29 protein-coding genes are annotated in these 24,283 nt (G+C 70.4%); 17 read left to right on the top strand and 12 right to left on the bottom strand.

Going from position 1 to position 24,283, the window contains the following annotated elements; translation table 11 throughout:
- Nucleotides 1-31: 31 nt before the first annotated feature.
- A complete protein-coding gene (locus ACWEGE_RS26540) occupies nt 32-1,906 on the top strand; it encodes an MFS transporter (RefSeq protein ID WP_449663154.1) in 1,875 nt (624 codons plus the stop codon).
- 9 nt (nt 1,907-1,915) lie between these two features.
- Nucleotides 1,916-2,392 (top strand): DUF2771 family protein, encoded by a 477-nt coding sequence (locus ACWEGE_RS26535; protein WP_449663153.1) that lies wholly within the window; start codon nt 1,916-1,918, stop codon nt 2,390-2,392.
- A gap of 6 nt (nt 2,393-2,398) precedes the next feature.
- On the opposite strand, the gene ACWEGE_RS26530 is transcribed toward ACWEGE_RS26535, so the two are convergent.
- Entirely contained in the window at nt 2,399-2,785 is a 387-nt protein-coding gene (locus ACWEGE_RS26530) for a cold-shock protein (protein ID WP_013230216.1), read from the bottom strand.
- A gap of 131 nt (nt 2,786-2,916) precedes the next feature.
- Here ACWEGE_RS26530 and ACWEGE_RS26525 point away from each other — a divergent pair, with 131 nt between their 5' ends.
- Nucleotides 2,917-3,153, top strand: coding sequence for a hypothetical protein (locus ACWEGE_RS26525; RefSeq protein ID WP_449663152.1), 237 nt, complete (start codon nt 2,917-2,919; stop codon nt 3,151-3,153).
- Nucleotides 3,154-3,161: 8 nt separating this feature from the next.
- Here the strand turns inward: ACWEGE_RS26525 and ACWEGE_RS26520 are convergent, their stop codons facing one another.
- Nucleotides 3,162-3,779, bottom strand: a complete 618-nt coding sequence (locus tag ACWEGE_RS26520; RefSeq protein ID WP_449663151.1) for an HAD family hydrolase — start codon at nt 3,777-3,779, stop codon at nt 3,162-3,164.
- 95 nt (nt 3,780-3,874) lie between these two features.
- On the opposite strand from ACWEGE_RS26520, the gene ACWEGE_RS26515 reads away from it, so the two are divergent.
- Nucleotides 3,875-4,459, top strand: a complete 585-nt coding sequence (locus ACWEGE_RS26515; protein WP_449663150.1) for a TetR family transcriptional regulator — start codon at nt 3,875-3,877, stop codon at nt 4,457-4,459.
- Nucleotides 4,460-4,482: 23 nt separating this feature from the next.
- Entirely contained in the window at nt 4,483-5,451 is a 969-nt protein-coding gene (locus ACWEGE_RS26510; protein WP_449663149.1) for a R2-like ligand-binding oxidase, read from the top strand.
- Nucleotides 5,452-5,472: 21 nt separating this feature from the next.
- Here ACWEGE_RS26510 and ACWEGE_RS26505 read toward each other — a convergent pair whose 3' ends face one another.
- Entirely contained in the window at nt 5,473-7,131 is a 1,659-nt protein-coding gene (locus tag ACWEGE_RS26505; RefSeq protein WP_449663148.1) for an AMP-binding protein, read from the bottom strand.
- 300 nt (nt 7,132-7,431) lie between these two features.
- Here ACWEGE_RS26505 and ACWEGE_RS26500 point away from each other — a divergent pair, with 300 nt between their 5' ends.
- The 6 genes from ACWEGE_RS26500 (at nt 7,432) to ACWEGE_RS26475 (ending at nt 11,852) form a co-directional block, all read left to right on the top strand.
- On the top strand, nt 7,432-8,133 hold the full coding sequence (locus tag ACWEGE_RS26500; protein WP_449663147.1) for an ESX secretion-associated protein EspG: 702 nt from the start codon (nt 7,432-7,434) through the stop codon (nt 8,131-8,133).
- Between the two features lie 72 nt (nt 8,134-8,205).
- A complete protein-coding gene (locus ACWEGE_RS26495) occupies nt 8,206-8,703 on the top strand; it encodes a hypothetical protein (RefSeq protein WP_449663146.1) in 498 nt (165 codons plus the stop codon).
- On the top strand, nt 8,700-9,260 hold the full coding sequence (locus tag ACWEGE_RS26490) for a DUF3558 family protein (RefSeq protein ID WP_449663145.1): 561 nt from the start codon (nt 8,700-8,702) through the stop codon (nt 9,258-9,260). The genes ACWEGE_RS26495 and ACWEGE_RS26490 overlap by 4 nt, the downstream gene beginning before the upstream one ends.
- A gap of 14 nt (nt 9,261-9,274) precedes the next feature.
- Nucleotides 9,275-10,684, top strand: a complete 1,410-nt coding sequence (locus ACWEGE_RS26485; protein WP_449663144.1) for a hypothetical protein — start codon at nt 9,275-9,277, stop codon at nt 10,682-10,684.
- A 47-nt stretch (nt 10,685-10,731) separates the two neighbouring features.
- Complete coding sequence (locus tag ACWEGE_RS26480) at nt 10,732-11,478, top strand: PhzF family phenazine biosynthesis protein (RefSeq protein ID WP_449663143.1); 747 nt, start codon at nt 10,732-10,734, stop codon at nt 11,476-11,478.
- Nucleotides 11,478-11,852 carry a YccF domain-containing protein gene (locus ACWEGE_RS26475; protein ID WP_449663142.1) on the top strand — a complete coding sequence of 125 codons (375 nt, stop codon included), beginning with the start codon at nt 11,478-11,480 and terminating at the stop codon, nt 11,850-11,852. The genes ACWEGE_RS26480 and ACWEGE_RS26475 overlap by 1 nt, the downstream gene beginning before the upstream one ends.
- Here the strand turns inward: ACWEGE_RS26475 and ACWEGE_RS26470 are convergent.
- Together ACWEGE_RS26470 and ACWEGE_RS26465 are read right to left on the bottom strand one after the other, a co-directional pair.
- Nucleotides 11,849-12,649 carry a metallophosphoesterase gene (locus ACWEGE_RS26470; RefSeq protein ID WP_449663141.1) on the bottom strand — a complete coding sequence of 267 codons (801 nt, stop codon included), beginning with the start codon at nt 12,647-12,649 and terminating at the stop codon, nt 11,849-11,851. The genes ACWEGE_RS26475 and ACWEGE_RS26470 overlap by 4 nt on opposite strands.
- A 37-nt stretch (nt 12,650-12,686) precedes the next feature.
- Complete coding sequence (locus ACWEGE_RS26465; RefSeq protein ID WP_043776367.1) at nt 12,687-13,481, bottom strand: HAD-IIA family hydrolase; 795 nt, start codon at nt 13,479-13,481, stop codon at nt 12,687-12,689.
- A 191-nt stretch (nt 13,482-13,672) separates the two neighbouring features.
- On the opposite strand from ACWEGE_RS26465, the gene ACWEGE_RS26460 reads away from it, so the two are divergent.
- Complete coding sequence (locus tag ACWEGE_RS26460; protein WP_449663140.1) at nt 13,673-15,448, top strand: multicopper oxidase family protein; 1,776 nt, start codon at nt 13,673-13,675, stop codon at nt 15,446-15,448.
- Between the two features lie 11 nt (nt 15,449-15,459).
- Here the strand turns inward: ACWEGE_RS26460 and ACWEGE_RS26455 are convergent, their stop codons facing one another.
- Genes ACWEGE_RS26455 through ACWEGE_RS26435 form a run of 5 tightly spaced genes read right to left on the bottom strand, consistent with a single transcriptional unit; the run spans nt 15,460 to nt 19,070 of the window.
- Entirely contained in the window at nt 15,460-16,527 is a 1,068-nt protein-coding gene (locus tag ACWEGE_RS26455; protein WP_449663139.1) for a sulfate/molybdate ABC transporter ATP-binding protein, read from the bottom strand.
- Nucleotides 16,524-17,291 (bottom strand): ABC transporter permease, encoded by a 768-nt coding sequence (locus ACWEGE_RS26450; RefSeq protein WP_449663138.1) that lies wholly within the window; start codon nt 17,289-17,291, stop codon nt 16,524-16,526. The genes ACWEGE_RS26455 and ACWEGE_RS26450 overlap by 4 nt, the downstream gene beginning before the upstream one ends.
- Before the next feature lie 58 nt (nt 17,292-17,349).
- Nucleotides 17,350-18,156 (bottom strand): molybdate ABC transporter substrate-binding protein, encoded by an 807-nt coding sequence (gene modA / locus ACWEGE_RS26445; protein WP_449663137.1) that lies wholly within the window; start codon nt 18,154-18,156, stop codon nt 17,350-17,352.
- On the bottom strand, nt 18,153-18,557 hold the full coding sequence (locus ACWEGE_RS26440; protein WP_004561884.1) for a TOBE domain-containing protein: 405 nt from the start codon (nt 18,555-18,557) through the stop codon (nt 18,153-18,155). Before ACWEGE_RS26440 ends, modA begins: the two co-directional genes overlap by 4 nt.
- Nucleotides 18,558-18,590: 33 nt before the next feature.
- Nucleotides 18,591-19,070, bottom strand: a complete 480-nt coding sequence (locus ACWEGE_RS26435) for a MarR family winged helix-turn-helix transcriptional regulator (protein ID WP_449663136.1) — start codon at nt 19,068-19,070, stop codon at nt 18,591-18,593.
- A 137-nt stretch (nt 19,071-19,207) separates the two neighbouring features.
- On the opposite strand from ACWEGE_RS26435, the gene moaA reads away from it, so the two are divergent.
- From moaA to ACWEGE_RS26420, 3 genes are all read left to right on the top strand, one after another.
- Nucleotides 19,208-20,215, top strand: coding sequence for a GTP 3',8-cyclase MoaA (moaA, locus tag ACWEGE_RS26430; protein WP_449663135.1), 1,008 nt, complete (start codon nt 19,208-19,210; stop codon nt 20,213-20,215).
- Between the two features lie 10 nt (nt 20,216-20,225).
- On the top strand, nt 20,226-20,477 hold the full coding sequence (locus ACWEGE_RS26425) for a MoaD/ThiS family protein (RefSeq protein ID WP_449663134.1): 252 nt from the start codon (nt 20,226-20,228) through the stop codon (nt 20,475-20,477).
- Between the two features lie 819 nt (nt 20,478-21,296).
- Nucleotides 21,297-21,938: a transglycosylase family protein gene (locus tag ACWEGE_RS26420; protein WP_449663133.1), complete on the top strand. Its 642-nt coding sequence runs from the start codon at nt 21,297-21,299 to the stop codon at nt 21,936-21,938.
- Nucleotides 21,939-22,150: 212 nt separating this feature from the next.
- Here the strand turns inward: ACWEGE_RS26420 and ACWEGE_RS26415 are convergent, their stop codons facing one another.
- Together ACWEGE_RS26415 and moaC are read right to left on the bottom strand one after the other, a co-directional pair.
- Nucleotides 22,151-23,071, bottom strand: coding sequence for a molybdenum cofactor biosynthesis protein MoaE (locus tag ACWEGE_RS26415; protein ID WP_449663132.1), 921 nt, complete (start codon nt 23,069-23,071; stop codon nt 22,151-22,153).
- A complete protein-coding gene (moaC, locus tag ACWEGE_RS26410; protein WP_449663131.1) occupies nt 23,068-23,538 on the bottom strand; it encodes a cyclic pyranopterin monophosphate synthase MoaC in 471 nt (156 codons plus the stop codon). The genes ACWEGE_RS26415 and moaC overlap by 4 nt, the downstream gene beginning before the upstream one ends.
- Nucleotides 23,539-23,621: 83 nt before the next feature.
- Between moaC and ACWEGE_RS26405 the strand changes: the two genes are divergently transcribed.
- Together ACWEGE_RS26405 and ACWEGE_RS26400 are read left to right on the top strand one after the other, a co-directional pair.
- Nucleotides 23,622-23,885: a type II toxin-antitoxin system Phd/YefM family antitoxin gene (locus ACWEGE_RS26405; protein ID WP_449663299.1), complete on the top strand. Its 264-nt coding sequence runs from the start codon at nt 23,622-23,624 to the stop codon at nt 23,883-23,885.
- Entirely contained in the window at nt 23,873-24,283 is a 411-nt protein-coding gene (locus ACWEGE_RS26400) for a PIN domain-containing protein (protein ID WP_449663130.1), read from the top strand. The genes ACWEGE_RS26405 and ACWEGE_RS26400 overlap by 13 nt, the downstream gene beginning before the upstream one ends.

Below are 24,283 nucleotides of genomic sequence, written 5' to 3'. Positions count from 1 at the left end.
GAACCGGCCCCCGGTAAGGCAGGATTGACACGTGGCACTCTTCGGCTCCCGCTCCGACGGCACCCCGCCGGGTCAGCCGCACGGCCGGAAGTCCAAGCGACGCTGGACGCCGGAGCCCGGTGCGGCGCAGGCCCGTGACTGGCGTGACGCCGCCGCGCCGCGCGCCGAGCACGGCAGCCCGCCGCCACCGACCCGCGTCCAGCGGCCCGTCCCGCCGCGCGCCGGGTTCCAAGACCGCCGCGTGCCGAACGCCGACGAGGCGCCCACCGCGGCCGCGCCGACGCGCCACCGGCCGCCGCCCCCGCGCGGCGCCCGGCCGTACGACCCGCACCGCACCGAGCCGGTCCGCCGCGAGCCACCGGGAAGTCCGGGCTTCTACCAGGGCGAACGCCACCCCGGCAGCGGCGAGTACGAGCACTACGACACCGGCGGTTACGCGGGCGAGCCGCGGCCGCCGGAGCAGGAACCGCCGCCGCGGGAAGAACCGCGGACGCCGGGCGGCACGCCGAAGCTGCCGAAGAAGATCACCGTCACGCGAGTGGCGGCGATGCGCAGCCGTCAGCTGACCGGCCAGGCCGTCGACGCCTTCCAGCGCGCGACGAAGGCCGACGGCGCCGAAAAGTCCGGCCTCACCTCGCTGACCTACGCCGTGATGCTGAACTACGCCAGCGACGCGGCGATGGCGATCGCGCTGGCCAACACCCTCTTCTTCGCCGCGACCAGCGGCGAGAGCAAGGGCAAGGTGGCGCTCTACCTGCTCATCACGATCGCGCCGTTCGCGCTGGTCGCGCCGGTGATCGGGCCGGCGCTCGACAAGGTGCAGCGCGGCAGGCGGCTGGCGATGTGCGCGTCTTCGGTCGGCCAGGGCCTGATGGCCGTGGTGATGGCGCTGCACTTCGACGACTGGCTGCTCTACCCGGCCGCGCTCGGGATGATGGTGCTGTCGAAGTCGTTCACCGTGCTCAAGGCCGCGGTGACGCCCCGGGTGCTGCCGTCGGAGATCACCCTCTCCAAGACCAACGCCCGGCTGACCACGTTCGGCCTGGTCGCCGCGGGCGTGTTCGGCGCGCTGGCCAGCGGCGTCAACGCCATCGCGGGCTCGGCGGGCGCACTGTGGTTCACGGCGCTGATCTGCGTCGCCGCCGCCGTGCAGTCGATGCGGATCCCGGCCTGGGTCGAGGCGACCGAGGGCGAGGTCCCGACGTCGCTTTCGGCCCACCCGAAGGAGAAGAAACGGCGTCAGCCGCTGGGGCGCCACATCGTCGTCGCGCTCTGGGGCAACGGCTCGGTGCGCGTGCTCACCGGCTTCCTGATGATGTTCGCCGCGTTCGCGGTCAAGGCGCAGACCGAGGGCAGCGGGCAGACGCCGTTCATGCAGCTGCTGCTGCTCGGCGTGATCGGTGCCGCGGCCGGTGCCGGCGGGTTCCTCGGCAACGCGCTGGGCTCGCGCCTGCACTTCGGGAGCCCCGACCAGGTGATCGTCGGGTGCGTGGCGGGCTGCGTGGGCGCCGCGCTGGTCGCGACGATCCTGCCCGGCCTGGCGACGGCCGCGATCGTCGGCCTGATCGGCGCGACGGCCAGCGCGCTGGCCAAGATCAGCCTCGACGCCGTCATCCAGGAGGACCTGCCCGAGGAGTCGCGCGCGTCGGCGTTCGGCCGCTCGGAAACCGTGCTGCAGCTGGCCTGGTGCCTCGGCGGCGCGATCGGCCTGCTGCTGCCGCCGACGTACTGGATCGGCTTCCTGGTGATCACGGTCCTGCTGGCGGTCGGCCTGACCCAGACGCACCTGGTGCGCCGCGGCGGCTCGCTCGTGCCGGGCCTCGGCGGCGACCGGCCGCTGCGCCCCGAGCCGACCGGCAGCTTCCCGGCCCAGGGCCTGCCCCGGGACCCGACGGCCCGCCGGTAGGCTCCGGCCATGCGACGTTCCCGGGTGGTGGCCCTGCTTGCGGCCGGTGGGTTCGCGGTGGCCGGCTGCTCGGCACCCGGCCCGGCCGAGGTCACCTTCTACGCCGACGGCCACACCATCAACACCACGCCGGTGCTCACGTGCGACTACACGCAGAAGCTCGCGCAGCCGTGCAGCGCGAGCGGCGCGACGCAGACGCTGAAGGTCCGCCCTGGCAAGCCCGTGCAGATCTCGGTGCCCGGTGAAGTCGCGGATTCGCCGTGGCAGATCGTCTACGAGTACGTCACCCCGCAGGGCGAGTTCAAGCAGAGCGACCCGATCCCGTTCACGTCGCTGGACCGCTACGCCTACACGGTCACCCCGCCGACGCCCGCCGACCGCATTTCCGCGGTGGACGTGCAGAAGTACACGGCCGTGCTGAACGCCGACACCGGCGAGTCGGGCCTGCTGCCCAGCGACGTCTGGGGCCTGCGCCTGGAGGCGTAAGGCTCTTTAGGGGTCGATGTCCCGGGCGACCGCGCGCATGATTTCGGCGATCTGCTTCGTGTGCTTGCGGTCCGGGTACCGGTTGCGCCGCAGGTCCGGCTGCACCTTCAGCTCGAGCAGCTTGATCATGTCCTCGATCAGGCCGTGCAGTTCCTCGGCCGGGCGGCGGCGCGCTTCAGCGACGGACGGCGGCGGATCGAGCAGCCGGACGGAGAGCGCCTGCGGCCCGCGGCGGCCGTCGGCGACGCCGAACTCCAGCCGCTGTCCGGCCTTGAGCCCCTCGACGCCCTGCGGCAGCGCGGCCTTGCGAATGTAGACGTCGGCGCCACCGTCCTGCGTGACGAAGCCGAACCCCTTCTCCGCGTCGTACCACTTGACCTTGCCGGTCGGCACTTCCCTCACCAGTCCTTCTGCTGTCCGCTCACGACGAACGCGCCCGGGGCGTACCCAGGGCGCGCTGGGTAAAGGGTATCTCGCCACAGGCCCTGGGGAGAAGTCGATACCGGCGGATACCCTCATACGTCATGAAGAGCACGACGAAGGAGGCCGGCGTGGCCGCTCCCGGCAAACCGTTCCTGATGCGCATCGGTATCGGGCTGTTCGGCCTCGGCATGCTCGCCGTGCTCGCCGTGTTCATCATGTTCGCCGCCGGCCTGGAGAACCTGCCGATCTGGCTTTCGGTCGCCGCCGGGGTCATCACGCCGCTGGGCCTGCTGCTCGGCTTGATCGCCCTGGTGATCGAAGCGCGCGCCAAGAAGTAACCGCGCGGCTAAGGCACGGCCGCGAACGTCTTCTCGAACCAGTCCGGGAACTCCGTCAGCGACTCGAACACCACCTCCGCTCCTTCGCTCAGCAGGAGCGCGCGATCGCACGGCCCCGTCGTGACGCCGACCGCGATGGCGTTGGCGGCCAGCGCACCCCGGATGTCACCCGCGTGATCTCCGACATACACCCGGGCGTCGTGGGCCAGCAGCGCTTCGGCCTTCTGCGTCGACCACAGCTCGCCGATGACCTCGTCGACCTCCAGGCCGAGCGCGTCGACGTGCAGCTGCGCGTTGGGCCCGTACTTCCCGGTGACGACCAGCGTGCGCCCGCCCGCGGCGTGCACCGCGCGCAGCGACTCGACCGCGCCCGGCAGCGCGACCGTGCTCGGCACGACCATTTCCGGGTACAGCGCGCGGAACCGGTCGACGAGCCCGGGGATGCGCTCCTCGGGCGCTTCGAAGCCGCGCAGGATGTCGTCCAGTGGTGGCCCGAGGTTGGCGGCGAACGCGTCGCCGTCCAGCGGCAGGCCGGATTCGACGCCCAGCGCGTTCATCGCCGCGGCCATGCCCGGCCGGGCGTCGATCAGTGTCATGTCGAGGTCGAACCCCACGGTGATGCCCACAACCGACACGTTAGCCCGCGGGACCGACAGTTTTACACGTAATCCGATCATGTACAGCGTCTTGACAGCGGGTCGATCTGTGTCAAGGTGAGGGTGTGACCAGCTTCACCGAGCGGACGAAGGCGTCCCTGCGCGAAGCCCTGCTCGACGCCGCCGCCGACCTGCTGCCGGACCGTGGCCACGCGGGCCTGCGGATGGCCGACGTCGCCGCGAAGGCCGGCGTGAGCAGGCAGACGGTCTACAACGAGTTCGGGAACAAGGCGGCGCTGACCCAGGCGGTGGCGCTGCGCACCGCGTCGGAGTTCCTCGACGGGATCCGGCAGCGGTTCGAAACGGCGGACGGGCTCCTGGCGGGCATCCACCACGCCGTCGTCTACACGATCGAGCACGCGCGGGAGAACCGCCTGGTCGCGGCGGCGCTCGGCACCGAAGCCGGCGAGGACCTCTTGCCGCTGCTGACGACGAAGGGCGAGCCGATCCTCACCGCGGCCGCCGACCTCGCCGCGGAGCAGTACCGGGAGTTCGAGCCCGGGCTCTCCCCCGCAGCAGCGGCCCTGCTCGCGGAGACCGTCGTCCGGCTTTCCCTGTCGCACCTGGTGCTGTCCACGCACTCGGCGGCCGAGGCGGCCGACGCCGTCACCGCGGTACTGGAACCCGCCATCCGCCAATTCATCCGCTGAATCGTCCACAATGGAGTGAACCGATGACCGACACGCTGCCGGAACTCCGCTCCGGCTTTTCCTCACTGCGCAAGGGCGGGCTGAACTGGGACTCGTTCCCGCTGCGGCTGTTCGTCAAGGGCAACAAGAAGTTCTGGAACCCGGCCGACATCGACTTCGGCCGCGAACGCGAAGGCTGGGACACGCTCAACCCCGAGCAGCAGCGCAGCACGACCTACCTCGTGGCGCAGTTCATCGCCGGCGAAGAGGCCGTCACCGAGGACATCCAGCCGTTCATGCGGGCGATGTCGGCGACCGGCCGGTTCGGCGACGAGATGTACCTGACGCAGTTCTGCTTCGAGGAAGCCAAGCACACCGAAGTGTTCCGGCGCTGGATGGACTCGGTCGGGCTGACCCAGGACCTGCACCCGTTCGTCGCCGAGAACCCGCACTACCGCAAGCTGTTCTACGAAGAGCTGCCGCAGTCGCTGCGGGCGCTGGAGGACGATCCCAGCCCGCTCAACCAGATCCGCGCGAGCGTCACGTACAACCACGTCATCGAGGGCAGCCTCGCGCTGACCGGCTACTACTCCTGGCAGCTGATCTGCACCCAGCACGACATCCTGCCGGGCATGCAGGAACTGGTCCGCCGCATCGGCGACGACGAGCGCCGCCACATGGCCTGGGGCACGTTCACCTGCCGGCGGCACGTCGCCGCGGACGACTCGCTGTGGGACGCGGTGCAGCAGCGGATGGGCGAGCTGCTGCCGCACGCGCTCAACATGATCCAGTGGGTGCAGGACCAGTTCGAAGAGATCCCGTTCGACAACGACCCGGAGGAGATCGTCCAGTACGCGGCGGACCGCGCCCAGCGCCGGCTCGGCGCGATCGAGTCGGCCCGCGGGATGCCGGTGGAGCAGATCGACGTCGACTACTCGCCGGAGCAGCTGGAGGAGACCTTCGGCGAGGAAGACGCGAAGGCGATCGCGGAGGCGGCGGCCGCGGTTTCCTGACCGCTCGGGGCGGCGGCCGCGTCAGGCGTGTTTCGTTGCGGCCGCCTGCTCCAGGCCCAGCAGGCTGATCGACTTCTCGCGCATCTCCACCTTGCGGACCTTCCCGGTCACCGTCATCGGGAACTCCTCGACGACGTGGACGTACCGCGGGACCTTGTAGTGCGCCAGCTTGCCGCTGCAGAACTCGCGCACCTTCTCCGCTGTCAGCGGCGAAGCGCCTTCGCGCATCCGGATCCAGGCCATCAGCTCTTCGCCGTACTTCTCGTCCGGGACGCCGATCACCTGCGCGTCCAGGACGTCCGGGTGGGTGTAGAGGAACTCCTCGATCTCGCGCGGGTACAGGTTTTCCCCGCCGCGGATGACCATGTCCTTGATGCGGCCGGTGATGTTGACGTAGCCGTCGGCGTCCATCACCGCCAGGTCGCCGGTGTGCATCCAGCGCGCCGCGTCGATCGCCTCGGCCGTCTTGTCCGGCTGCTCCCAGTACCCGAGCATCACCGAATAGCCGCGCGTGCACAGCTCGCCCGGCTCGCCGCGCGGCACCGTCAGTCCGGTTTCGGGGTCGACGACCTTGACCTCCAGGTGCGGCCCGACCCGCCCGACCGTCGACACGCGGCGCTCGATCGAGTCGTCGGACCGGGTCTGCGTCGACACCGGCGAGGTCTCGGTCATGCCGTAGCAGATGGACACCTCGCTCATCCCCATCCGGTCGATGACCTGCTTCATCACCTCGACCGGGCACGGCGAGCCCGCCATGATCCCGGTGCGCAGCGACGAGAGGTCGAACTCGCCGAAGTCCGGGTGGTTGAGCTCGGCGATGAACATCGTCGGCACGCCGTAGAGCGACGTGCACCGCTCGGCGGCGACCGCTTCAAGGGTGGCTTTCGGGTCGAACGCGGGTGCCGGGATGACCATGCAGGCGCCGTGGCTGGTGCAGGCCAGGTTGCCCATCACCATGCCGAAGCAGTGGTAGAAGGGCACCGGGATGCAGACCTTGTCCGCTTCCGTGTAGCCGCACAGCTCGCCGACGAAGTAGCCGTTGTTCAGGATGTTGTGGTGGGACAGCGTGGCGCCCTTGGGGAAGCCCGTCGTCCCGGAGGTGTACTGGATGTTGATCGGGTCGTCCGCCGACAGCCCGGCCTGCAGGTGCGCCAGCTGCGCGGGGTCACCACCGCGGCCGGCCGCCAGCAGCGCGTCCCAGTCCTCACCGCCCAGGATGACGACCTGTTCGAGCGCAGCGCACTTCTCGCGCACCTCCTCGGCCATCGCGGGGTAGTCGGACGTCTTGAACCTGTCTGACGCCACCAGCAGCCGGATCCCGGCCTGGTTGAGGACGTACTCGAGCTCGTGCGCGCGGTAGGCGGGGTTGATGTTGACCAGGATCGCACCGATCTTCGCCGTCGCGTACTGCAGGAACGTCCACTCCGCCCGGTTCGGCGACCAGATCCCGACCCGGTCGCCCTTGCCGATGCCCTGCGCGACCAGCCCCAGCGCCAGCGCGGACACCTCGGCGGCCAGCTCCCGGTAGGTCCACCGCTTGCCCGCAGCCCGGTCGACGAGGGCGTCCCGGTCCGCGAAGGCGGCCACCGTCCGGTCGAAGTTGTCGCCGATGGTGTCCCCGAGCAGCGGGACCTCCGAGGTCCCCGAGGCGTAGCTCGGCAAAGCGGGCGCGTCAGGCATGGTGCCTCCTGAAGTCGGCGGTGACTGCCGCCGAGTCTAGGAACCAGGTGCCTGATCAGCCAGCACGGCGGCAGGATCCAATGCCGGGGAACTTCTTCATGAGCGCGCCGCCATCCGGCGACACCCTGCTCTTGGCCGCGACGATCCCCGGCACGGAGATCGCGGCAGTCGAGAGGCATTCGGCGTACAGCCGCACGAAATAGTCCGCTCGCGCGGACGGGCGACGGCCGGCCGGGTGGCATTGCCGGAGGCGGGCGTTCGTCAGCTGGACATCCGAAAGGTTCCGCTACGCTCGGGAGCGTGCCGGAGGAATTCTCGCTGGAGCTGACGGAGGTCACCGCCGCGGTCCGGCGCACGGGCCTCCCGGCGCACTGGCACCCGTTCGAGATCCCCAGCCCGGGCCACACCCTGGAGGAGCACGAACGAATCCTGTCGGCGGCTTGGGAGTCGATGAGGGCCCGCGGCCTGGCGGGGCCGGAGAAGCTGGACATCGAGGTGGAGCAGACGCTCCGGGCCTGGACCCAGCCGGAGGTCTTGATCATCGTCCGCGCGGCGGAGGTGGCGGACGGACGCCAGGTGTTCTACCGGGCAACGATCGGCCACGGCCTCGGCGTCTTTTCGGAGCTGGCGGGCGGGGAGGTCCTGTTCGCTCAGACGCGGCCGGACCGGCTGGTCGACCTGGTGGTCGGCATGCTGCCGAGCTACCGGCCGGTGCCGCTGGCGGAGCTGGCGTTCGTCTCCCCCGGAACCCGCGAGGACGCCACCGCGGTGGCTGAGTTCTCGTCGTGGCCGCTGCACCGCTACGGCACGTTCGAGTTGTCGGTCCGGCAGGGCCAGGGCGCACTTCACCCGATCGGCGCAGCCACGTTCATCGACAACGACGGCGGCCGCTTCCTGATGTTCAACGACCCGCTCCCGGGCGACGAGACCCGCGTGCGATTCACCCCTTCGGATGGTTCTCACCTGCGAAGCTGGCTCCTCGAGCGTGGCCGGAACCACTGACACCGCCGGTTCGTCACTAGTACAGTGCTGGGGGACCACGCAGGGTGGTCCCAGGACGACGGGGAGGGCGTCATGGGCGGTTCACAGTTCGGCGCACCGGGGTCGTTCACCCCACCACCCGCGGCCGGGGACGCCGGGTCGAACTTCCTGTCGGGCCTGCTCGACGGGCCGGCGGACTCGGAAGCGGCGCAGCGGGTCAGCGAAGGTGGCCACCACCTGAAGTCCCTGGCCGAGGGCGGCCAGTTCGCGGTGAACGAAGAGGGCTTCCAGGCGTACATGAAGGCCTGCGACTTCTTCCTCGACGGCTACAACCGGATGATCGTCGATGTTCGCGAGTTGGCAGCCCAGGCGAAGATGGGCGGCAGCGAATACGCCAAGGCCGTAGCCGCCTTCAACGTGAAGGTTGCCGACGGGGACGAGCAGTCATTGATCCCCAACCTGATCCGAATGCGTGACGGAGTTCAGCAAGCGCGCGAAGCGATGGTGATCGCACGCAAGAACTACCGCGAAACAGAGGAAGCCCACAGTATGACGTTCAGTCAGCTCAGCAAGGGGCTGCAAGAGCAGTGACCGCCCGACGCGCCGCGGCCGTGACAGCCGCATTGGCCTTCGCATTGACTGCCTGCACGAGTCAGGTGGGCGGTCAGGCAAATCCCAGTTCACAGGCGCCCGCCTCGACTGATTCCAGTACAGGTAGCGCAACCGCCGACACCGAAAACCCGTTCTCAGGCGTCAGTTCTTGCTCGATCCTCGACCAGGCACTCGCCGGCCAAGGCTTCCCCAAGGCCGAACCATTGGTCGCAAACCCGAAAGAGGGATGCCGAGCCAGCAAACCCACGTCCGGCAACACACCCGGCGTGGACGTGGGACTTTCTTTGAACCCTGGCCGAGGCTACAAGGAAAACGTCGGCAACCCCAGCCAGGCGAGTGAGGGGAATGTCAATGGGCGTCCGGCGGTCATGGAACGCGAGCCGGAGAACTCGCCCGGACAATGTGATGTGTGGTTGGAAGTGAAACCCAACTCTCGCGCCTTCGTCCTGCTTGCCTCGGGCTCGGACACTGCCAAGGCCTGTCAGCTGGTCGAAGACATCGCCGCAAAGGTCGAGCCACTACTGCCGAAGAACTGAGACGGAGTCCAGCCATGAGTCAACCGCACCGGGCGCAGCATCGCCAGTCCGAGGGTGACTACTACGCGGAAACCGCACAGAAGCTGCACGGCAACTCCGAAGGTCAACGGCTCACCGAGAAAGCCGCGTCGGATTATTCGGTCGCGCAGGGAAAGCTCCTGCAGGACGGCCAGAACCTGCGCGGCGACTCGCCGGCGCCGGGCGAGAACTACGCGAACAGCCCCCATGAAGTCCTCTACGACATGGTGCACAAAGACCTGGACATCGAGGGCATCAACAGCCGTAGCCGCGTGGCCAATGTCTACGGCAACTGGCTGGCCGATGCCTCCAACCAGTTCCGCGATGCGGCGACGGCGGCCGGTGGCTCCTGGCAGGGCCCCGCCGCCGAACAGGCGAACACCTTCTTCCAGAGCACCGCCGGCCACACCGAACAGACCGGCAACGCCATGCAGCTGGTCTCGAACCACTACTCGCAGCAGTCAGCGGCCGCTCACTACGCCAAGACCAACATGCCCGAGCCCACCGGCTTCGATCAGCAAGCCGAGATGGACAAAGCTCGGCAGCAGTACGAGTCCGGCAACCTCATCGGCATGAACACGACGATGGTCGGCATCCAGGCCAAGCAGCAGCAGGCCGATGCCGCTCATCAGCAGGCCGTGCAGGTTCTCCAGAACCTCGACTCCACCTACCACGAAACCGCCAGCACCCAGCCCACCTACACCCCGCCTCCCCAGCTCGGGCAAGGGGACTCCACCTCCGCCAGCGGGTTCCACGGCACCAGCGCCAGCGGCTTCACCGGCACCCCCACCAGCGGCGGAAGCGGGCCGGGCACCGGGCCCGGCGGCACCACCGGCACCTTCGTACCCGGCGGCCCAGGAGCACCAGGAGGCACCGGAGGCCCAGGAGCAACCGGCCCCAACGCACCCGGTACCACCTACGTCCCCCCGGGGACGACCAGCGGCACCGGGACCTTCAGCGGCAACACCAACTTCCGCTCCACCCCCGCCGCGAGCACCTTCGGCCGCATGACTCCCGATGGCCTCGCCATGCCCGGGACCACCGCCGGCGGCTCCTCGGCCTCCGGGGACACCATCCGGAACAACAAAGGGCGGGCCGGCGCCGGGTTCGCCGGGTCGCGGGTTTCCGGAAGCGCGGGTAGCGCCGCCCCCAAGGAAGGCGAAGGCGGCAAGACCGGCAGCAAACCCGGCGAGCGGCTCGAGCGCGGGGCGACCGCGGCCGCCGCGGCCAAGGGCAAGGCCGGCGGCGCTGCCGGGGCCGCCGGGGCCGGGGCAGGCAAAAAGAAGGAAGACGACAAAGAACACAAGAACAAGTACGCCGTCGACGAAGAGGTCTTCGAGCTCAAGCCGGAACGTGGGCCCGATGGGGAAAAGATCGTGAAACCGACCATCGGGGAGACCACCTAAGGGACAGGCCCGAGGGAAACCGGGAAAACCACGGCTACATTGGTGGCATGCGCTTCTTCATCGTCGACGCCTTCACCGATCGCGCCTTCGCCGGGAACTCCGCCGGGGTCGTCCTGCTGGACGAGCCCGCCGATCCCGCCTGGATGCAGGCCGTCGCCGCCGAGATGAAGCACGCCGAGACCGCTTTCCACGACGCCGCAACGAAGTCGCTGCGGTGGTTCACCCCCGCCGTCGAGGTTGCCCTCTGCGGGCACGCCACCCTCGCCGTCACCCACGTCCTCGGCGGCGAACAGACCTACGCCACCAAAAGCGGGGAACTGCGGGCCAAGGCCGAAAACGGCTGGGTCGAGCTGGACTTCCCGTCCGACCCGCCGCGCCCCACCGACGACGACCTGTCCGAAATCCTGCCCGGCACCGACATCGAGTACACCGGCCGCGGCGTCGAAAACCTCTTCGCCGTCGTGAAGGACGCCGACGCTGTCCGCGCCCTCGAACCGGACCTCGGGAAGCTCAAGGACACCTGGACCGGGCGGCTCCTGGTGACCGCGCAAGGCGACAAAACCGACTACGTCAGCCGCTTCTTCGCCCCTGGCGTCGGCATCGACGAAGACCCGGTCACCGGCTCCGCGCACTGCATCCTCTCGCCCTACTGGTCCGGGCGGATGAACCGAAAAGAACTGACCGGCGAACAGGCGTCGGCACGCGGCGGCATCGTGAAAACCCGGCAGGACGGCGACCGCGTCCACCTCGCCGGCCAGGCCGTCACCGTCCTGAGCGGGGAGCTGCACGTCTGATGCGCACGCTGCTGAACATCATCTGGCTCGTCCTGTGCGGCTTCTGGATGGCCGTCGGCTACCTGGTCGCCGGCGTCATCTGCTGCATCCTGATCGTCACCATCCCGTTCGGGCTGGCGTCGTTCCGGATCGCGCGCTACGCGTTCTGGCCCTTCGGCCGCACGGTCGTCGACCGGCGGGACGCGGGCGCCGCCTCGTGCATCGGGAACGTCGTCTGGTTCGTCTTCGCCGGGTGGTGGCTCGCGCTCGGGCACGTCTTCACCGGCATCGCGCTCTGCATCACGATCGTCGGCATCCCGCTCGGCATCGCCAACTTCAAGCTGATCCCGGTCTCGCTCGTGCCGCTCGGCAAGGAGATCGTCGAGATCGCCTAGGACTCCGGCGAGAACGGCAGCTCGACCACCAGGCACGGCCCGCCGACGAACAGGCCGCCGTCGACGCCGAGGGCCTTGCCGCCCGCGTACAGGAACGGGCCCTCGATCTGCGTCGGGTGGATGCCCAGCTGGTCGGCGATGACGCTGTGCCCGTGCACGATCCGCGACCCGCCGAGGGCGTCCATCAGCTTCTGGGCGTTTTCCTCGCCGTCCGGGCCGCGGAACGCGTAGCGCGTCGTCATCCGGCGCCAGACGTCCCACCACGCCTCGATGTCACTGCCTTCGAGGATGTCGCGAGCCGCCTCGTTGATCTCGTCGAGCGACGAGCCCCAGTCGAGGTACTCCAGCGTGTCCGAGTGCAGCAGCAGGTGGTCGGCGGCGAGCGCGGCCAGCGGACGCGCGGTCAGCCACTCGATGTGCTCCGGGGTCAGGCGGTCCTGGTCCGACAGCAGGCCGCCGTTGATCTCCCAGCTGCGGGCGAAGCTGCGCGGGCCGAAGTCGGACGGCACCGGCTCGTCGCCGAAGTGGTACATCCCGAGCGCGAGGATCTCGTGGTTGCCCAGCAGCGTCTGGACCTGGCCGCCGGCCTCGGCCGCCTGCTCTTCGAGCCGCATGACCAGGTCGATCGCGCCGACGCCGTCCGGGCCGCGGTCGACGAAGTCGCCCAGGAACCACAGCTGGGCCGCACCGCCGGACCAGTTGTCCTCCTCGTCGAGCAGGCCTTCCGATCTCAGCGCTTCGGCCAGCTCGTCACGGTGGCCGTGGACGTCACCGACCACATACGTGGACTTGCTCATCCGGTGACGATAAGCCCTGCTTCCCCTGCGGTGTAGGTCAGCCTTCACCGAACGGGTCGAGGGTCCGCCCGATCAGGTCGGCCACCGAGTCGATCACCATGGTCGGCCGGTACGGATAGCGTTCGGCCGACTCCGGGGTGGATATGCCGGTGAGCACCAGGATGGTCTGCAGCCCGGCCTCGATGCCCGAATGCACGTCGGTGTCCATCCGGTCGCCGATCATCAGCGTCGACTCCGAGTGCGCGCCGAGCCGCCGCAGCGCCGAGCGCATCATCAGCGGGTTCGGCTTGCCGACGTAGTACGGCGAGCGGCCGGTGGCCTTCTCGATCAGCGCCGCCACGGACCCGGTGGCCGGCATCGAGCCCTCCAGGCTGGGGCCGGTCGCGTCGGGGTTCGTCGCGATGAACTTCGCGCCGCCCTCGATCAGCCGGATCGCGCGCGTGATCGCGCTGAAGCTGTACGTGCGGGTCTCGCCCAGCACGACGTAGTCCGGGTCGCGCTCGGTCAGCACGTAACCGACCTCGTGCAGCGCCGTCGTGAGGCCCGCTTCGCCGATGACGTACGCCGAGCCGTTCGGCCGCTGCGAGGAGAGGAACTTCGCGGTGGCCAGCGCCGAGGTCCAGATCGACTCCTCGGGGATGTCGAGCCCGGTGCGCTCCAGCCGCGCCCGCAGGTCGCGCGGGGTGTAGATCGAGTTGTTCGTCAGCACCAGGAAGTCGATGCCGTTCGCCTTCAGCTCGGCGAGGAACTCGTCGGCCCCCGGGACGAGGTGCTCCTCCTTCACCAGGACGCCGTCCATGTCGGAGAGGTACGTCCACCGGCGTTCGCTCATGGTGGGAGAACCTATCACGCGCGCGAGACACCTGCGTGATACGCCGAAAAGGGCTACAGTTGGAATTACCGGTATCGCGAGGGGAGTCGCGCGCCCGGTCACAGAGGGGGTTCGGGGGAATACTTTTCGACGCGGGTGGCGTGCGCGCCGCCGCGCAATTCTTCCTGCCCCCGCACCGAAGGGGGAGAATCATGACCGAAATCATCGAGCGCCCGGCGACGACCGGGCCGATCACCGCGCCGAACTGGGGACTCACCAAGTTCCTCGACCCGCTGCGCATTCCGCCCGTGTTCCGGCCCCGCGGCCGGGACCTGATCACGATTCCGATGGTCGTGCAGCGGCAGCGGCTGCACTCGGAATTGCCCGAAAGTACGTTGTGGACGTACGCGGGCCATTTCCCGGGTCCGACGATCGAAGTGCGCAGCGGCCGGCAGCTGCGGATTTCGTGGTCGAACGAAATCGACGGCGAGTTCCCGCTCGTGGCCGTTCAGGGCCCGCTCGCCGACGCGCCGACCAGCCGCCCGGGCCGCGAACTGGACAAGCAGGACTACTCGATCGTCGAGGGCGTCGCCGACCTGCCGGCGTGGACGGTCGTCCACCTCCACGGCGCGCGCACCAACGCGGGCAACGACGGCTGGGCGCACAACGCGGGTCTGAAGGGGACGTCCCAGCTGGCCGAGTACCCGAACCGCCAGCAGGCGATGCCGCTGTGGTACCACGACCACGCCATGGCGATCACGCGCTTCAACGTCCACACGGGCCTGGCCGGGATGTACCTGATCCGCGACGACGAGGAAGACGCCCTCGGCCTGCCGCACGGCGACCACGAGATCCCGCTGGTCATCGCCGACCGGAACCTCGACACCGACCCGGCCACCGGCGCGCTCACCGGGCAGCTGCTCTACAAGTTCCCGGTCATCCCGAACGGGCCGGCGATCCCGTTCTCCGGCCCGTTCAACCTGGTCAACGGCGTGATCTGGCCGCACCTGGACGTCGACGCGCGGTGGTACCGCTTCCGGCTGCTCAACGCGGCCAACTCGCGGTTCTACACGCTGAACCTGGTCGACGAGAACAACGCGGAAGTCAACGACGCCGTCCGCCTGATCGGCACCGACGGCGGCCTGCTGCCCGCGCCGGCGCCGCTGCCGTCCGGCGGGCTGACCGTCGCCCCGGCCGAGCGCTTCGACGTCCTCATCGACTTCAGCCGCTTCAAGGGGCAGCGGCTCAAGCTGCGCAACGCCGACCCGCGGCTGGGCGTGGTCGAGCCGGACCTGATGGAGTTCCGCGTCGACGGCCGGGCCAAGCACGACCCGTTCACGCTGCCGGAGAAGGTCTCCACGTCGTACGTCCGGCTGCAGCACGGCACGACGCTGCCGGAGGACCACGACCACGTCTGGGTCGCGCTGCTGCTCAACGCCGAGGGCCACCCGGAGCTGTGGGACCTCGAGCAGGTCGAGGCGGACCCGGGCGGCGCGGGGATCATCCAGCTCGCCGACCCGAACGGCGGCCTGAAGACGTTCCGGATGATCGGGCGCATTTTCGACGACACCACCGGCGTCTTCATCGACCACGACCGGTGGGCGGTGTGGAACATCGTGCACGTGGCGAACGGCGGCCCGGCGCACCCGATCCACATCCACCTGACGGAGTTCCAGACGCTGTTCCGGCGGCGCTTCACGACGACGTTCGACCAGGCCACCGAGCGGACGACGGCCCCGATCGACGGGTTCACCGACGTCCCGCTGGAGGAGTACGAGAAGGGCTGGAAGGACACGATCATCGTGAACCCCGGCCAGTGGGTGAGCGTCGCCGGGCGGTTCGGGGGCGGCACCGGCGAGTTCATGTACCACTGCCACATCCTCGACCACGAGGACGAGGGCATGATGCGGCCGTTCGTCGTGCACCCGCCCGCGGTGGCGAAGTTCCACGTCCACCCGGGCGGCGGCCACCACCACGACGCCGCCTGAGCCGGCTTGGGTCAGGAGGCCGCGGCCGGGTGGATCGCCACGGTCGCGGCCTTCACCGACAGCGTCACGGCCGAACCGGGCTCCAGCGCGAGCTCGGCGACGGCGGCCGGGGTGAGGTCGGCGGTGAGGCCGTGGGCCCAGCCCTCGCCCTCGGCCCGGACGCGGATCACCGGCCCGTGCGGCTCCAGGGCCGCGACGACGGCGTCGGTCGTGTTCCGCGGGCTGCCGCGGTGCTCGCCGTCGTGCGGGTAGACCGCGACGGCGTTCGGCGGGAACACCGCCACCGCGGGCTCCCCCACGACCACGTCGGCCGCCGGGAGGCCGCTGACGACCTCGCCGGACGGCGTCCGCAGGCCGCCGTCGGCAGCGGTGCCGGCGACCAGGTTGAGCCCGGCGATCCGCGCGGTGAACGCCGTCCGCGGCGCCGACAGGACCTCACGGGTCGGGCCGCGTTCGACGATCCGACCCTCGTTCAGCACCGCGACGTGGTCGGCGAGCGCGAGCGCGTCCAGCGGGTCGTGCGTGACGAGCACCGTCGTCGGGCCGGTCTTGAGGACCCGCCGCAGCAGGCCGCGGATCGCCGGCGCCGCGTCGACGTCGAGGGCGGCGAAGGGCTCGTCGAGCAGCAGGAGGTCGGGTTCGGCGGCCAGCGCCCTGGCGATCGCCACGCGCTGGGCCTGGCCGCCCGACAGCTGCCCCGGCCGCCGGCCGGCCAGCGCGACGGCGTCGACCTCGGCCAGCCAGTAGAAGGCGCGCTCCCGGGCGGCGCGGCGGCCGACGCCGGTGGAGCGCGGCGAGAAGGCGACGTTGTCCGCCGCGGAAAGGTGCGGGAAGAGCAGGGCGTCCTGGGAGAGCAGGCCGATGCCACGGCGGTGCGGCGGCACGCCGGCCAGCGCGCGGCCGGCCACCGTGATCTCCGCCGACGCCGGCGTGATCAGCCCGGCGAGGCAGCCCAGGACGGTCGACTTGCCGGAACCGTTCGGGCCGAGCAGGGCGAGCACGTGCCCGGACGGCACGTCGAGTTCGACGTCCAGGTCGAACGAGCCGCGCACGGCGGTGATCCGGGCGGCGAGGCTCACCGGAGGCCGCCTTCCCACGAGCGCGGCCGCGCGACGGCGATCACGGCCACCGCCACGACGATGAGCAGCAGCGAGAGCGCGACGGCGCTGTCGATGTCCACTTCGGCCTGCGTGTAGACCTCCAGCGGCAGCGTGCGCGTGACGTCTTCGAGGCTGCCGGCGAAGGTGATCGTGGCGCCGAACTCGCCGAGCGCGCGGGCGAAGCTGAGCACGACTCCGGAGCCCAGCGCGGGCAGCAGCAGCGGCAGCGTGACGCGGCGGAACACGGTCCACGGCCGCGCGCCGAGCGTCGCGGCGACCTGCTCGTAGCGGTCGCCGGAGCCGCGCAGCGCTCCTTCGAGGCTGACCACCAGGAACGGCATCGCGACGAACGTCTGCGCGATGACCACCGCGGTCGTGGTGAACGGGACGGACTCCCCGGTCAGCGCGGTGATCAGCGCGCCGAGGAAGCCCTTGCGGCCGAGCAGGTAGAGCAGCGCGAGCCCGCCGACGACCGGCGGCAGGACCAGCGGCAGCAGCACGATCGAGCGCAGCAGCCGGACGCCGGGGAACCGGGCCCTGGCCAGCACGACGGCCAGCGGCACGCCGAGCAGCACACAGGCCAGCGTGGACAGCGCGGCCGTGATCAGCGACAGCCGCAGCGCGTGCCACGACGACGGCGTGACGATCAGCGACGGCAGCCGGGTCAGGTCCGAGCGCACCAGCAGGCCGACCACCGGCAGCACCACGAGCGCCAGCGCGAGGGTGGCCGGGATGCCCAGCACCCACGGGACGCGCGAGCGGCCGGCCGGGACGGATCCCGGCCGGCCGCTCGAGGAGCGCTTACCGCGCAGGGCCGAACCCGACCTTGCTCAGCTCGGTCTTGCCTTCGGCGCCGAGGACGAAGTCGTCGAACTCCTTGGCCAGCGCGCTCTGCCCGCCCTTGACCACGGCGATCGGGTAGCTGTTGAGCGCACCGCCCGCCTCGGGGAAGTCGACCTTGTCGACCTTGCCCGCGGCCGACGTCGCGTCGGTGACGTAGACCAGACCCGCGTCGGCGTCGCCGGAGGCGACCTTGTTCAGCACCTGCTTGACGTCCTGCTCCTCGCTCTTCGGCTTGAGCGTGACGCCGGTGGCCGTCTCGACCTTCTTGGTCGCCGAACCGCACGGCACCTGCGGCGCGCAGGTGATCACGGTCAGGCCGGCCTTGTTCAGGTCGGCGAAGGACTTGATGCTCTTGGGGTTGCCGGGGGCGACGGCGATGGCGAGCTTGTTGGTCGCGAAGACCGTCGGCTGCCCGTCGATCACGCCGCCCTGGACGGCCTTGTCCATGTTGGCCTGGTCGGCCGAGGCGAAGACGTCCGCCTTGGCGCCGTTGGTCAGCTGCTGGACCAGGCCGGACGAGCCCGCGAAGCTGAACTTCACGGTGGTGCCCGGGTGCTTGGCCTCGAAGGCCTTGCCGAGCGCGGTGAACGACTCGGTGAGCGACGCGGCGGCGAACACGGTCAGCGTGCCGCCACCCGAGTTCGCGGCCCCCTTGGGCGCGGGCGCGGTGACCGACGCGCCGGGCTTCGTGCTGGGCTCGTCCGAGCTGCTGCAGGCGCCCGCGAACAGGGCGACGGCGGCCACGGCGAGAACAAGCTTCTTCATCGACTTCCTTCCGGTGTTTCCACCACGACAGTGGTCGCCTTGACCACGGCGACCGCGAGCACCCCCGGGCGCAGGCCCAGCTCGCGGACGGCTTCGGTACTCATCAGGGACACCACGCGGTGCGCCCCGCACTGCAGTTCCACCTGGGCCATCACCTTGTCGGCGACGACCTCGGTGACCAGCCCCACGAACCTATTGCGGGCGGACCGGCCGACCGCCGACGGGTCGTCGGGTGCGGCGGCCTGCGCCCGGGCGAACCCGGCGAGCTGGGCGCCGTCGACGACCTTGCGGCCGGCGGCGTCGTCGGTGGCGGTCAGCTGCCCCGCGCGCACCCACCTCCGGACCGTGTCGTCACTGACGCCGAGCAGGCGCGCGGCCTCGGACAACCGAAATTGCGGCATGCCGCAGACATTATCTCCGCAGGTGAGGAAAAGCTACGCGGGACGTGAATTGTCCATGACTTCGGCGCGCAGCTCTTCGAGCATTGCGTTCTGATAACGCTCGATCACTTTTCGCTCCGCCGGGGAGAACTGCGTGAGCAGGTCTCGGAGCGTGCCGAACGCCGACTCGAAGAGCGGCGCGAAGCGGTCGGCCGCCCCCGGGACCACCTCGACGAGGACCTTGCGCCGGTCCTCGGGGTCGCGCACGCGGCGGACCAGCCCGACCTTCTCCAGCCGGTCGATGACGCCGGTGACCGCGCCGGTGGACAGCCCGGTCAGCCCGGCGATCCGGCCGGCGGTGAGCGGGCCGCCGGCCTGGATGACCAGGTCGAACGTCTTGTGGTCGGTGCCGGACAGGCCCATCTTCTCGGCGATCCTGGCGTGCCGCAGGACGGTGAACGTGCTGCCTTGGCGACCCAATTCCGCGAAGCGGAAGAGCTCCTCTTCGGTGACCGGGTAAGTCTTTTCCGTCACAAGCCCTCGTTAGTTCGGCTGCTGAACTACTCGCTGCGCAAAGTATCCTAGCGAGGCGTTCCGGAGCTAGGCTGTGCGTAATGACAGCAGTGGATCTCGGGTTTCCTCGCGTCCCCGGTACACGAGGGTCTTCTCGCGTGCCCAGGCCCGAGAACCCGCACCTCATCGACACCTTCGGCCGGGTGGCCACCGATCTGCGGGTTTCCCTCACGGACCGGTGCAACCTGCGCTGCACCTACTGCATGCCCGCGGAGGGCCTCGACTGGATGCCGGGCGAGCAGGTGCTGACCGACGACGAGCTGGTCCGGCTGATGCGGATCGCCGTCGAGCAGCTCGGCGTCACCGACATCCGGCTCACCGGCGGGGAACCGCTGCTGCGGCCGGGCCTCGAGGACATCGTCGGGCGGATCACGGCGTTGTCGCCCCGGCCGCGGTTGTCCATGACCACCAACGGGATCGGGCTCGCCAAGCGCGCGGCCGGGCTCGCGGCCGCCGGGCTGGACCGGATCAACGTCTCGCTCGACACCGTCGACCCCGAGCTGTTCAAGACGATCACCCGCCGCGACCGGCTTTCGCACGTGATCGCGGGCCTCGCCGCGGCGCGGGACGCCGGGATGGCGCCGGTGAAGGTCAACGCCGTGCTGATCCGCGGGCTCAACGAGACCGAAGCCGTGCCGCTGCTGAAGTTCTGCCTCGACGAGGGCTACCACCTGCGGTTCATCGAGCAGATGCCGCTGGACGCCCAGCACGGCTGGAACCGCGGCGAGATGATCACCGCGGCCGAGATCCTCTCGGTGCTGCAGGCTTCGTTCGAGCTGACGCCGGCCTCGGAGGCTCGCGGCGGGGCGCCCGCCGAGCGCTGGCTGGTCGACGGCGGGCCCGGGGACGTCGGCGTGATCGCGTCGGTGACCCGGCCGTTCTGCGCGGCCTGCGAGCGGACGCGGCTGACCGCCGACGGGGCGGTGCGCTCCTGCCTGTTCAGCAACGACGAGACGGATCTGCGGTCCCTCGTGCGCGCGGGCGCGCGCGATGAGGAGGTCGCGGACGCCTGGCGGGCGACGATGTGGGGCAAGCTCGCCGGGCACGAGATCAACGACGCCGGGTTCGCGCAGCCGATCCGGCCGATGAGCGCGATCGGCGGTTGAGGTGGCGACGGTGACCATCGTGGTGCGGTACTTCGCGGCGGCGCGGGCCGCGGCGGGCGTGGACGAGGAGAAGGTGCAGCTGCCGTCCGGGGCGTCGGTCGCCGACGCGGTGGCCGAGCTGGCCCGCCTGCACCCTTCTTCTTTGCCGCGGATCCTGGACGCGGTCAGCTACCTGCTGGACGGCATCGCGGTCCGCGACCTGACCCGCCCCCTGCGCGACGGCGCCGAGCTGGACGTCCTCCCCCCGTTCGCCGGCGGCTGACCGCCCGCGACGGCGTGGGCTGGTCCGTCCGGCGGAAGGCCGCGGACTTCGGCATCCCTGTAAATCGGCGACCGCTCGGGTATGGCCGCCGACCGCTCGGCGACCCGGTTTCCGGCCTCCGGCGTGGCGTGTCACCCGATCCCGGGTGTTCGCGGCAAGCTGATCGCAACCCGCCGCCACGCCTTCCGGTGACCCGTTTCACCTGGTCCGTCGCCCTGCGTCGGTGCCGGTGGGCGCGTCCGGTGGCCGCCGTCGCTCCGACCGGGTCCGGAAACCGCACGAACGGGTGGGACTACTGTGACTCGTGGGGCAACTGGGGCAGGATTGTCAAGTCTGGCGCCGTTCGCCCGACGCCCATAAGATGCGCGCTTCAATCGCGATCCGGAGGGCGCGAACGGCCCATTCGCTGCGCGAAACACGTGATGCAAGCCTCACGATCCGTGTTTTATCTCGGGTAGGAAACGGCCAGATAACGGCCGCCTGACCTGCACAAACAGGCATATCGGCCAGGGTTGCGTGCCGTTACTGTGACGTAGGTCACGCCCCGAATAATTTCCGATCACGGCCATCGTTACGTACCGTCGCTTTTCGGTTGGCCCCGACCGACCGACGCAAGACCCGGGAATCCGAAGCGCCTAGCCCTGTCCGACGGATACCCGGCCCATACCCCGAGCGAAAGCATTTCCGGACAGGGACGAGGGGACGACGAAGACGCGACGTGCGTCGGACTCGCCCGCCGGCCTGGGATGGCCGGCGCCAGGACCCCGATCCTGACCCGCACACCGGTTCGTAGGCGCTGGGAAACCGAGAAGCATCCAAATGTCTTACCGAGGCAAGCACCGCAAGATGTCCGCTGCCACCCGCACCGTCGCTCGCGTCGCCATCGCGGGCATTGCGGTCGGCGCTCCCCTCGCGATCGCCGCGACCCCCGCGTCGGCGACCAACTGGGACGCCATCGCGCAGTGCGAGAGCAGCGGCAACTGGAACACCAACACCGGCAACGGCTACTACGGCGGCCTGCAGTTCACGCAGAGCACCTGGAAGGCCTACGGCGGTACCGGCAGCGCGGCGAACGCTTCCCGCGAGGAGCAGATCGCCGTGGCCGAGCGCGTCCTGCAGGGCCAGGGCATCGGCGCCTGGCCGGTCTGCGGCAAGAAGGGCGGCGGCTCGTCGGCCCCCAAGGCCACCGGCAACACCACCAAGAAGGTGACCCCGAAGAAGAGCACGACCGCGCCCGCCCCGAAGAAGGCGACGCCGGCCCCGGCGGCCGCTCCCGTGGCGACCGGCGTGAGCAGCTCCAACCCGGCCGGTGACTACACCGTCGTGGCGGGCGACACCCTGTCCAAGATCGCCAAGCAGTTCAACGTCCAGGGCGGCTACCAGAAGCTGCAGGAGCTGAACGCGAAGTACATCCCGAACGCGGACCTGATCCTCGTCGGGCAGAAGATCGCCACCAAGTGACGATCACGCAGTGATGCGCGAGTCCGGCCTCGAGCCGTGACCTGAAAGGGCTCCCACCGCCGATCCCCCGGGCGGTGGGAGCCCTTCACGCGTTCCACGGGCCCCAGATCGCCGCCTTGGCGGCTCGGCGCGCGCGGAAGTGTCCGAACGCCCGAGAGGCCCGCAGCGGCGGCCAGCGGCCACCCAGGCCCCGCCGCGGCGAGCGTTCCGGCTCAGGGCGAGTTGACCCACTCGTCCGTGCCGTCGGTGAAGTGCTGGTGCTTCCAGACCGGCAGCCGCGCCTTGACCTCGTCCACCAGCTCCGAACACGCCGCGAACGCCTGCCCGCGGTGCTCCGCCGCCACGGCGCAGGCCAGGGCGACGTCGCCGATCGTCAGCGCACCCAGCCGGTGGCTCACCGCGACCGCGCGGACGCCGGACCAGCGCGCCGACAGGTCCGCGACGACGTCGGCGATGACCTGGCCCGCGCTCGGGTGGCCCTCGTAGGTCAGGTCGCGGACGCCCTTGCCGCCGTCGTGGTCGCGGACCACCCCCGCGAACGTCACCACCGCGCCCGCCGCGTCGTCCTCGACCAGGCGGGCGTGTTCCTCGACCGACAGCGGTTCCTCGGTCACCAGCGCCCGCGCGACCCGCACCGACGGCGCCGCCGCGGCCGGCCGCGGGTGGTCGCCCCCGGCCAGCTGGTCGACGGCGTGCTCCAGGATGCCGTCGAGGACGCCGAGGCCGTCCTTGACGCCGCCGCTGGAGCCCGGGAGGTTCACGACCAGGGTCCGCCCGGCCACGCCCGCCACGCCGCGCGAGAGCACCGCCGTCGGCACCTTCGGCAGGCCGGCCGCGCGGATCGCGTCCGCGACGCCCGGCAGCTCGTGGTCCAGCAGGGCACGGGTGACGTCCGGGGTGCGGTCGGTCGGCGAGATGCCGGTACCGCCGGTGGTGAGGACCACCGCGACGCCGTCGGCCAGCGCGGCCCGCAGCGCGACACCCACCGGGTCGCCGTCCTCGACGACGACCGGTGACGGCACGTCGTACCCGCGGTCCGCCAGCCAGGCGGCGATCACCGGCCCGGTCTTGTCCTCGTAGACGCCCTTCGCGGCGCGGTTGGACGCCACGACCACGCGTGCGGTGCGCTTCACGGCCGCTCCCAGGTTCCGGTCTTGCCGCCGTCCTTGCGGAGCAGGCGGACCTCGTCCAGCGTCGCCGCCGGGTCGACGGCCTTGATCATGTCGTGCAGGGTCAGCCCGGCGACGGCCACCGCGGTCAGCGCCTCCATCTCGACGCCGGTGACGTCGGTGGTCTTCGCCGTCGCGCGGATGCCGACCTCGGCCTCGCCGAGCGCGAACTCGACCTTGACCCCGGACAGCGCGATCTGGTGGCACAGCGGGATCAGGTCGGGGACGCGCTTGGCGCCCATGATCCCGGCGATGCGCGCGGTGGCGAGGGCGTCGCCCTTGGGGAGGCCGTCGGTGGCCAGCAGGCGCAGCACCTCGGCCGTGGTCCGCACGGTCCCGGCGGCGAGCGCGGTGCGCGCGGTGGCGGTCTTGCCGGAGACGTCGACCATCCGGGCGGCGCCGGTTTCGTCGACGTGGCTGAGTTCACTCACACGCCGAGGCTACTTCCACCATCGGGGGACAATGCCGCGGATGCGGAGTTCAGAACCCCGAAATCTGATAATCTGATTCCGTGATGGAACTGACGGCCTCCGAAGCTTCCCGGTCGTTCTCCGCGGTGCTCGACGAGGCGGAGAAGGGCGAAACGATCGTCGTCACCCGCAACGGCAGGCGGGTGGCGCTGATCGTGCCCGCGCAGCGCGCGAACGGCGCCGAGGTGTGCGCGGTGTTCCACCGCTGGGCCGGGAAGCTCGACGCCGACGACCGGTTCGAGGCGAACGTGGCGAAGGTCCGCGAGACGGCATCCGCAGAGCTGGACGGCGACCCGTGGCGCGACTGATCCTCGACACCGGCATCCTCATCGACGCCGCCCGGCAGCGGCTGCCCGCGGGAGCCATCGGCGACGAGGACGACGTCGCCGTGCCGGCACTGGCGATCACCGAGTACGAAGTGGGTCTCCGGCTCGACCCGAACCCGGCCCGCAGGGCGGCGCACAGCGCGTTCCTGGCGGAGTTCCTGGCCGTCACGCCGGTGGTCGACTACACGACGAGTGTCGTCGAGCACCACGCCGAGCTGCTGGCGCACCTCCAGCGGACCGGGCAGGCCCGCGGCGCACACGACCTGATCATCGCGGCCACCGCCCGGGCCACCGGCCGCACGCTGGTGACCACGGACGGCCGGGCCCGGTTCGAAGACCTGCCGGAGGTCGAGGTGAGGCTGCTGGAACGGGTTCGCTGA

This window comes from Amycolatopsis sp. NPDC004747 (assembly GCF_053601335.1).
This window is presented reverse-complemented; position numbering and strand designations above follow the sequence as displayed.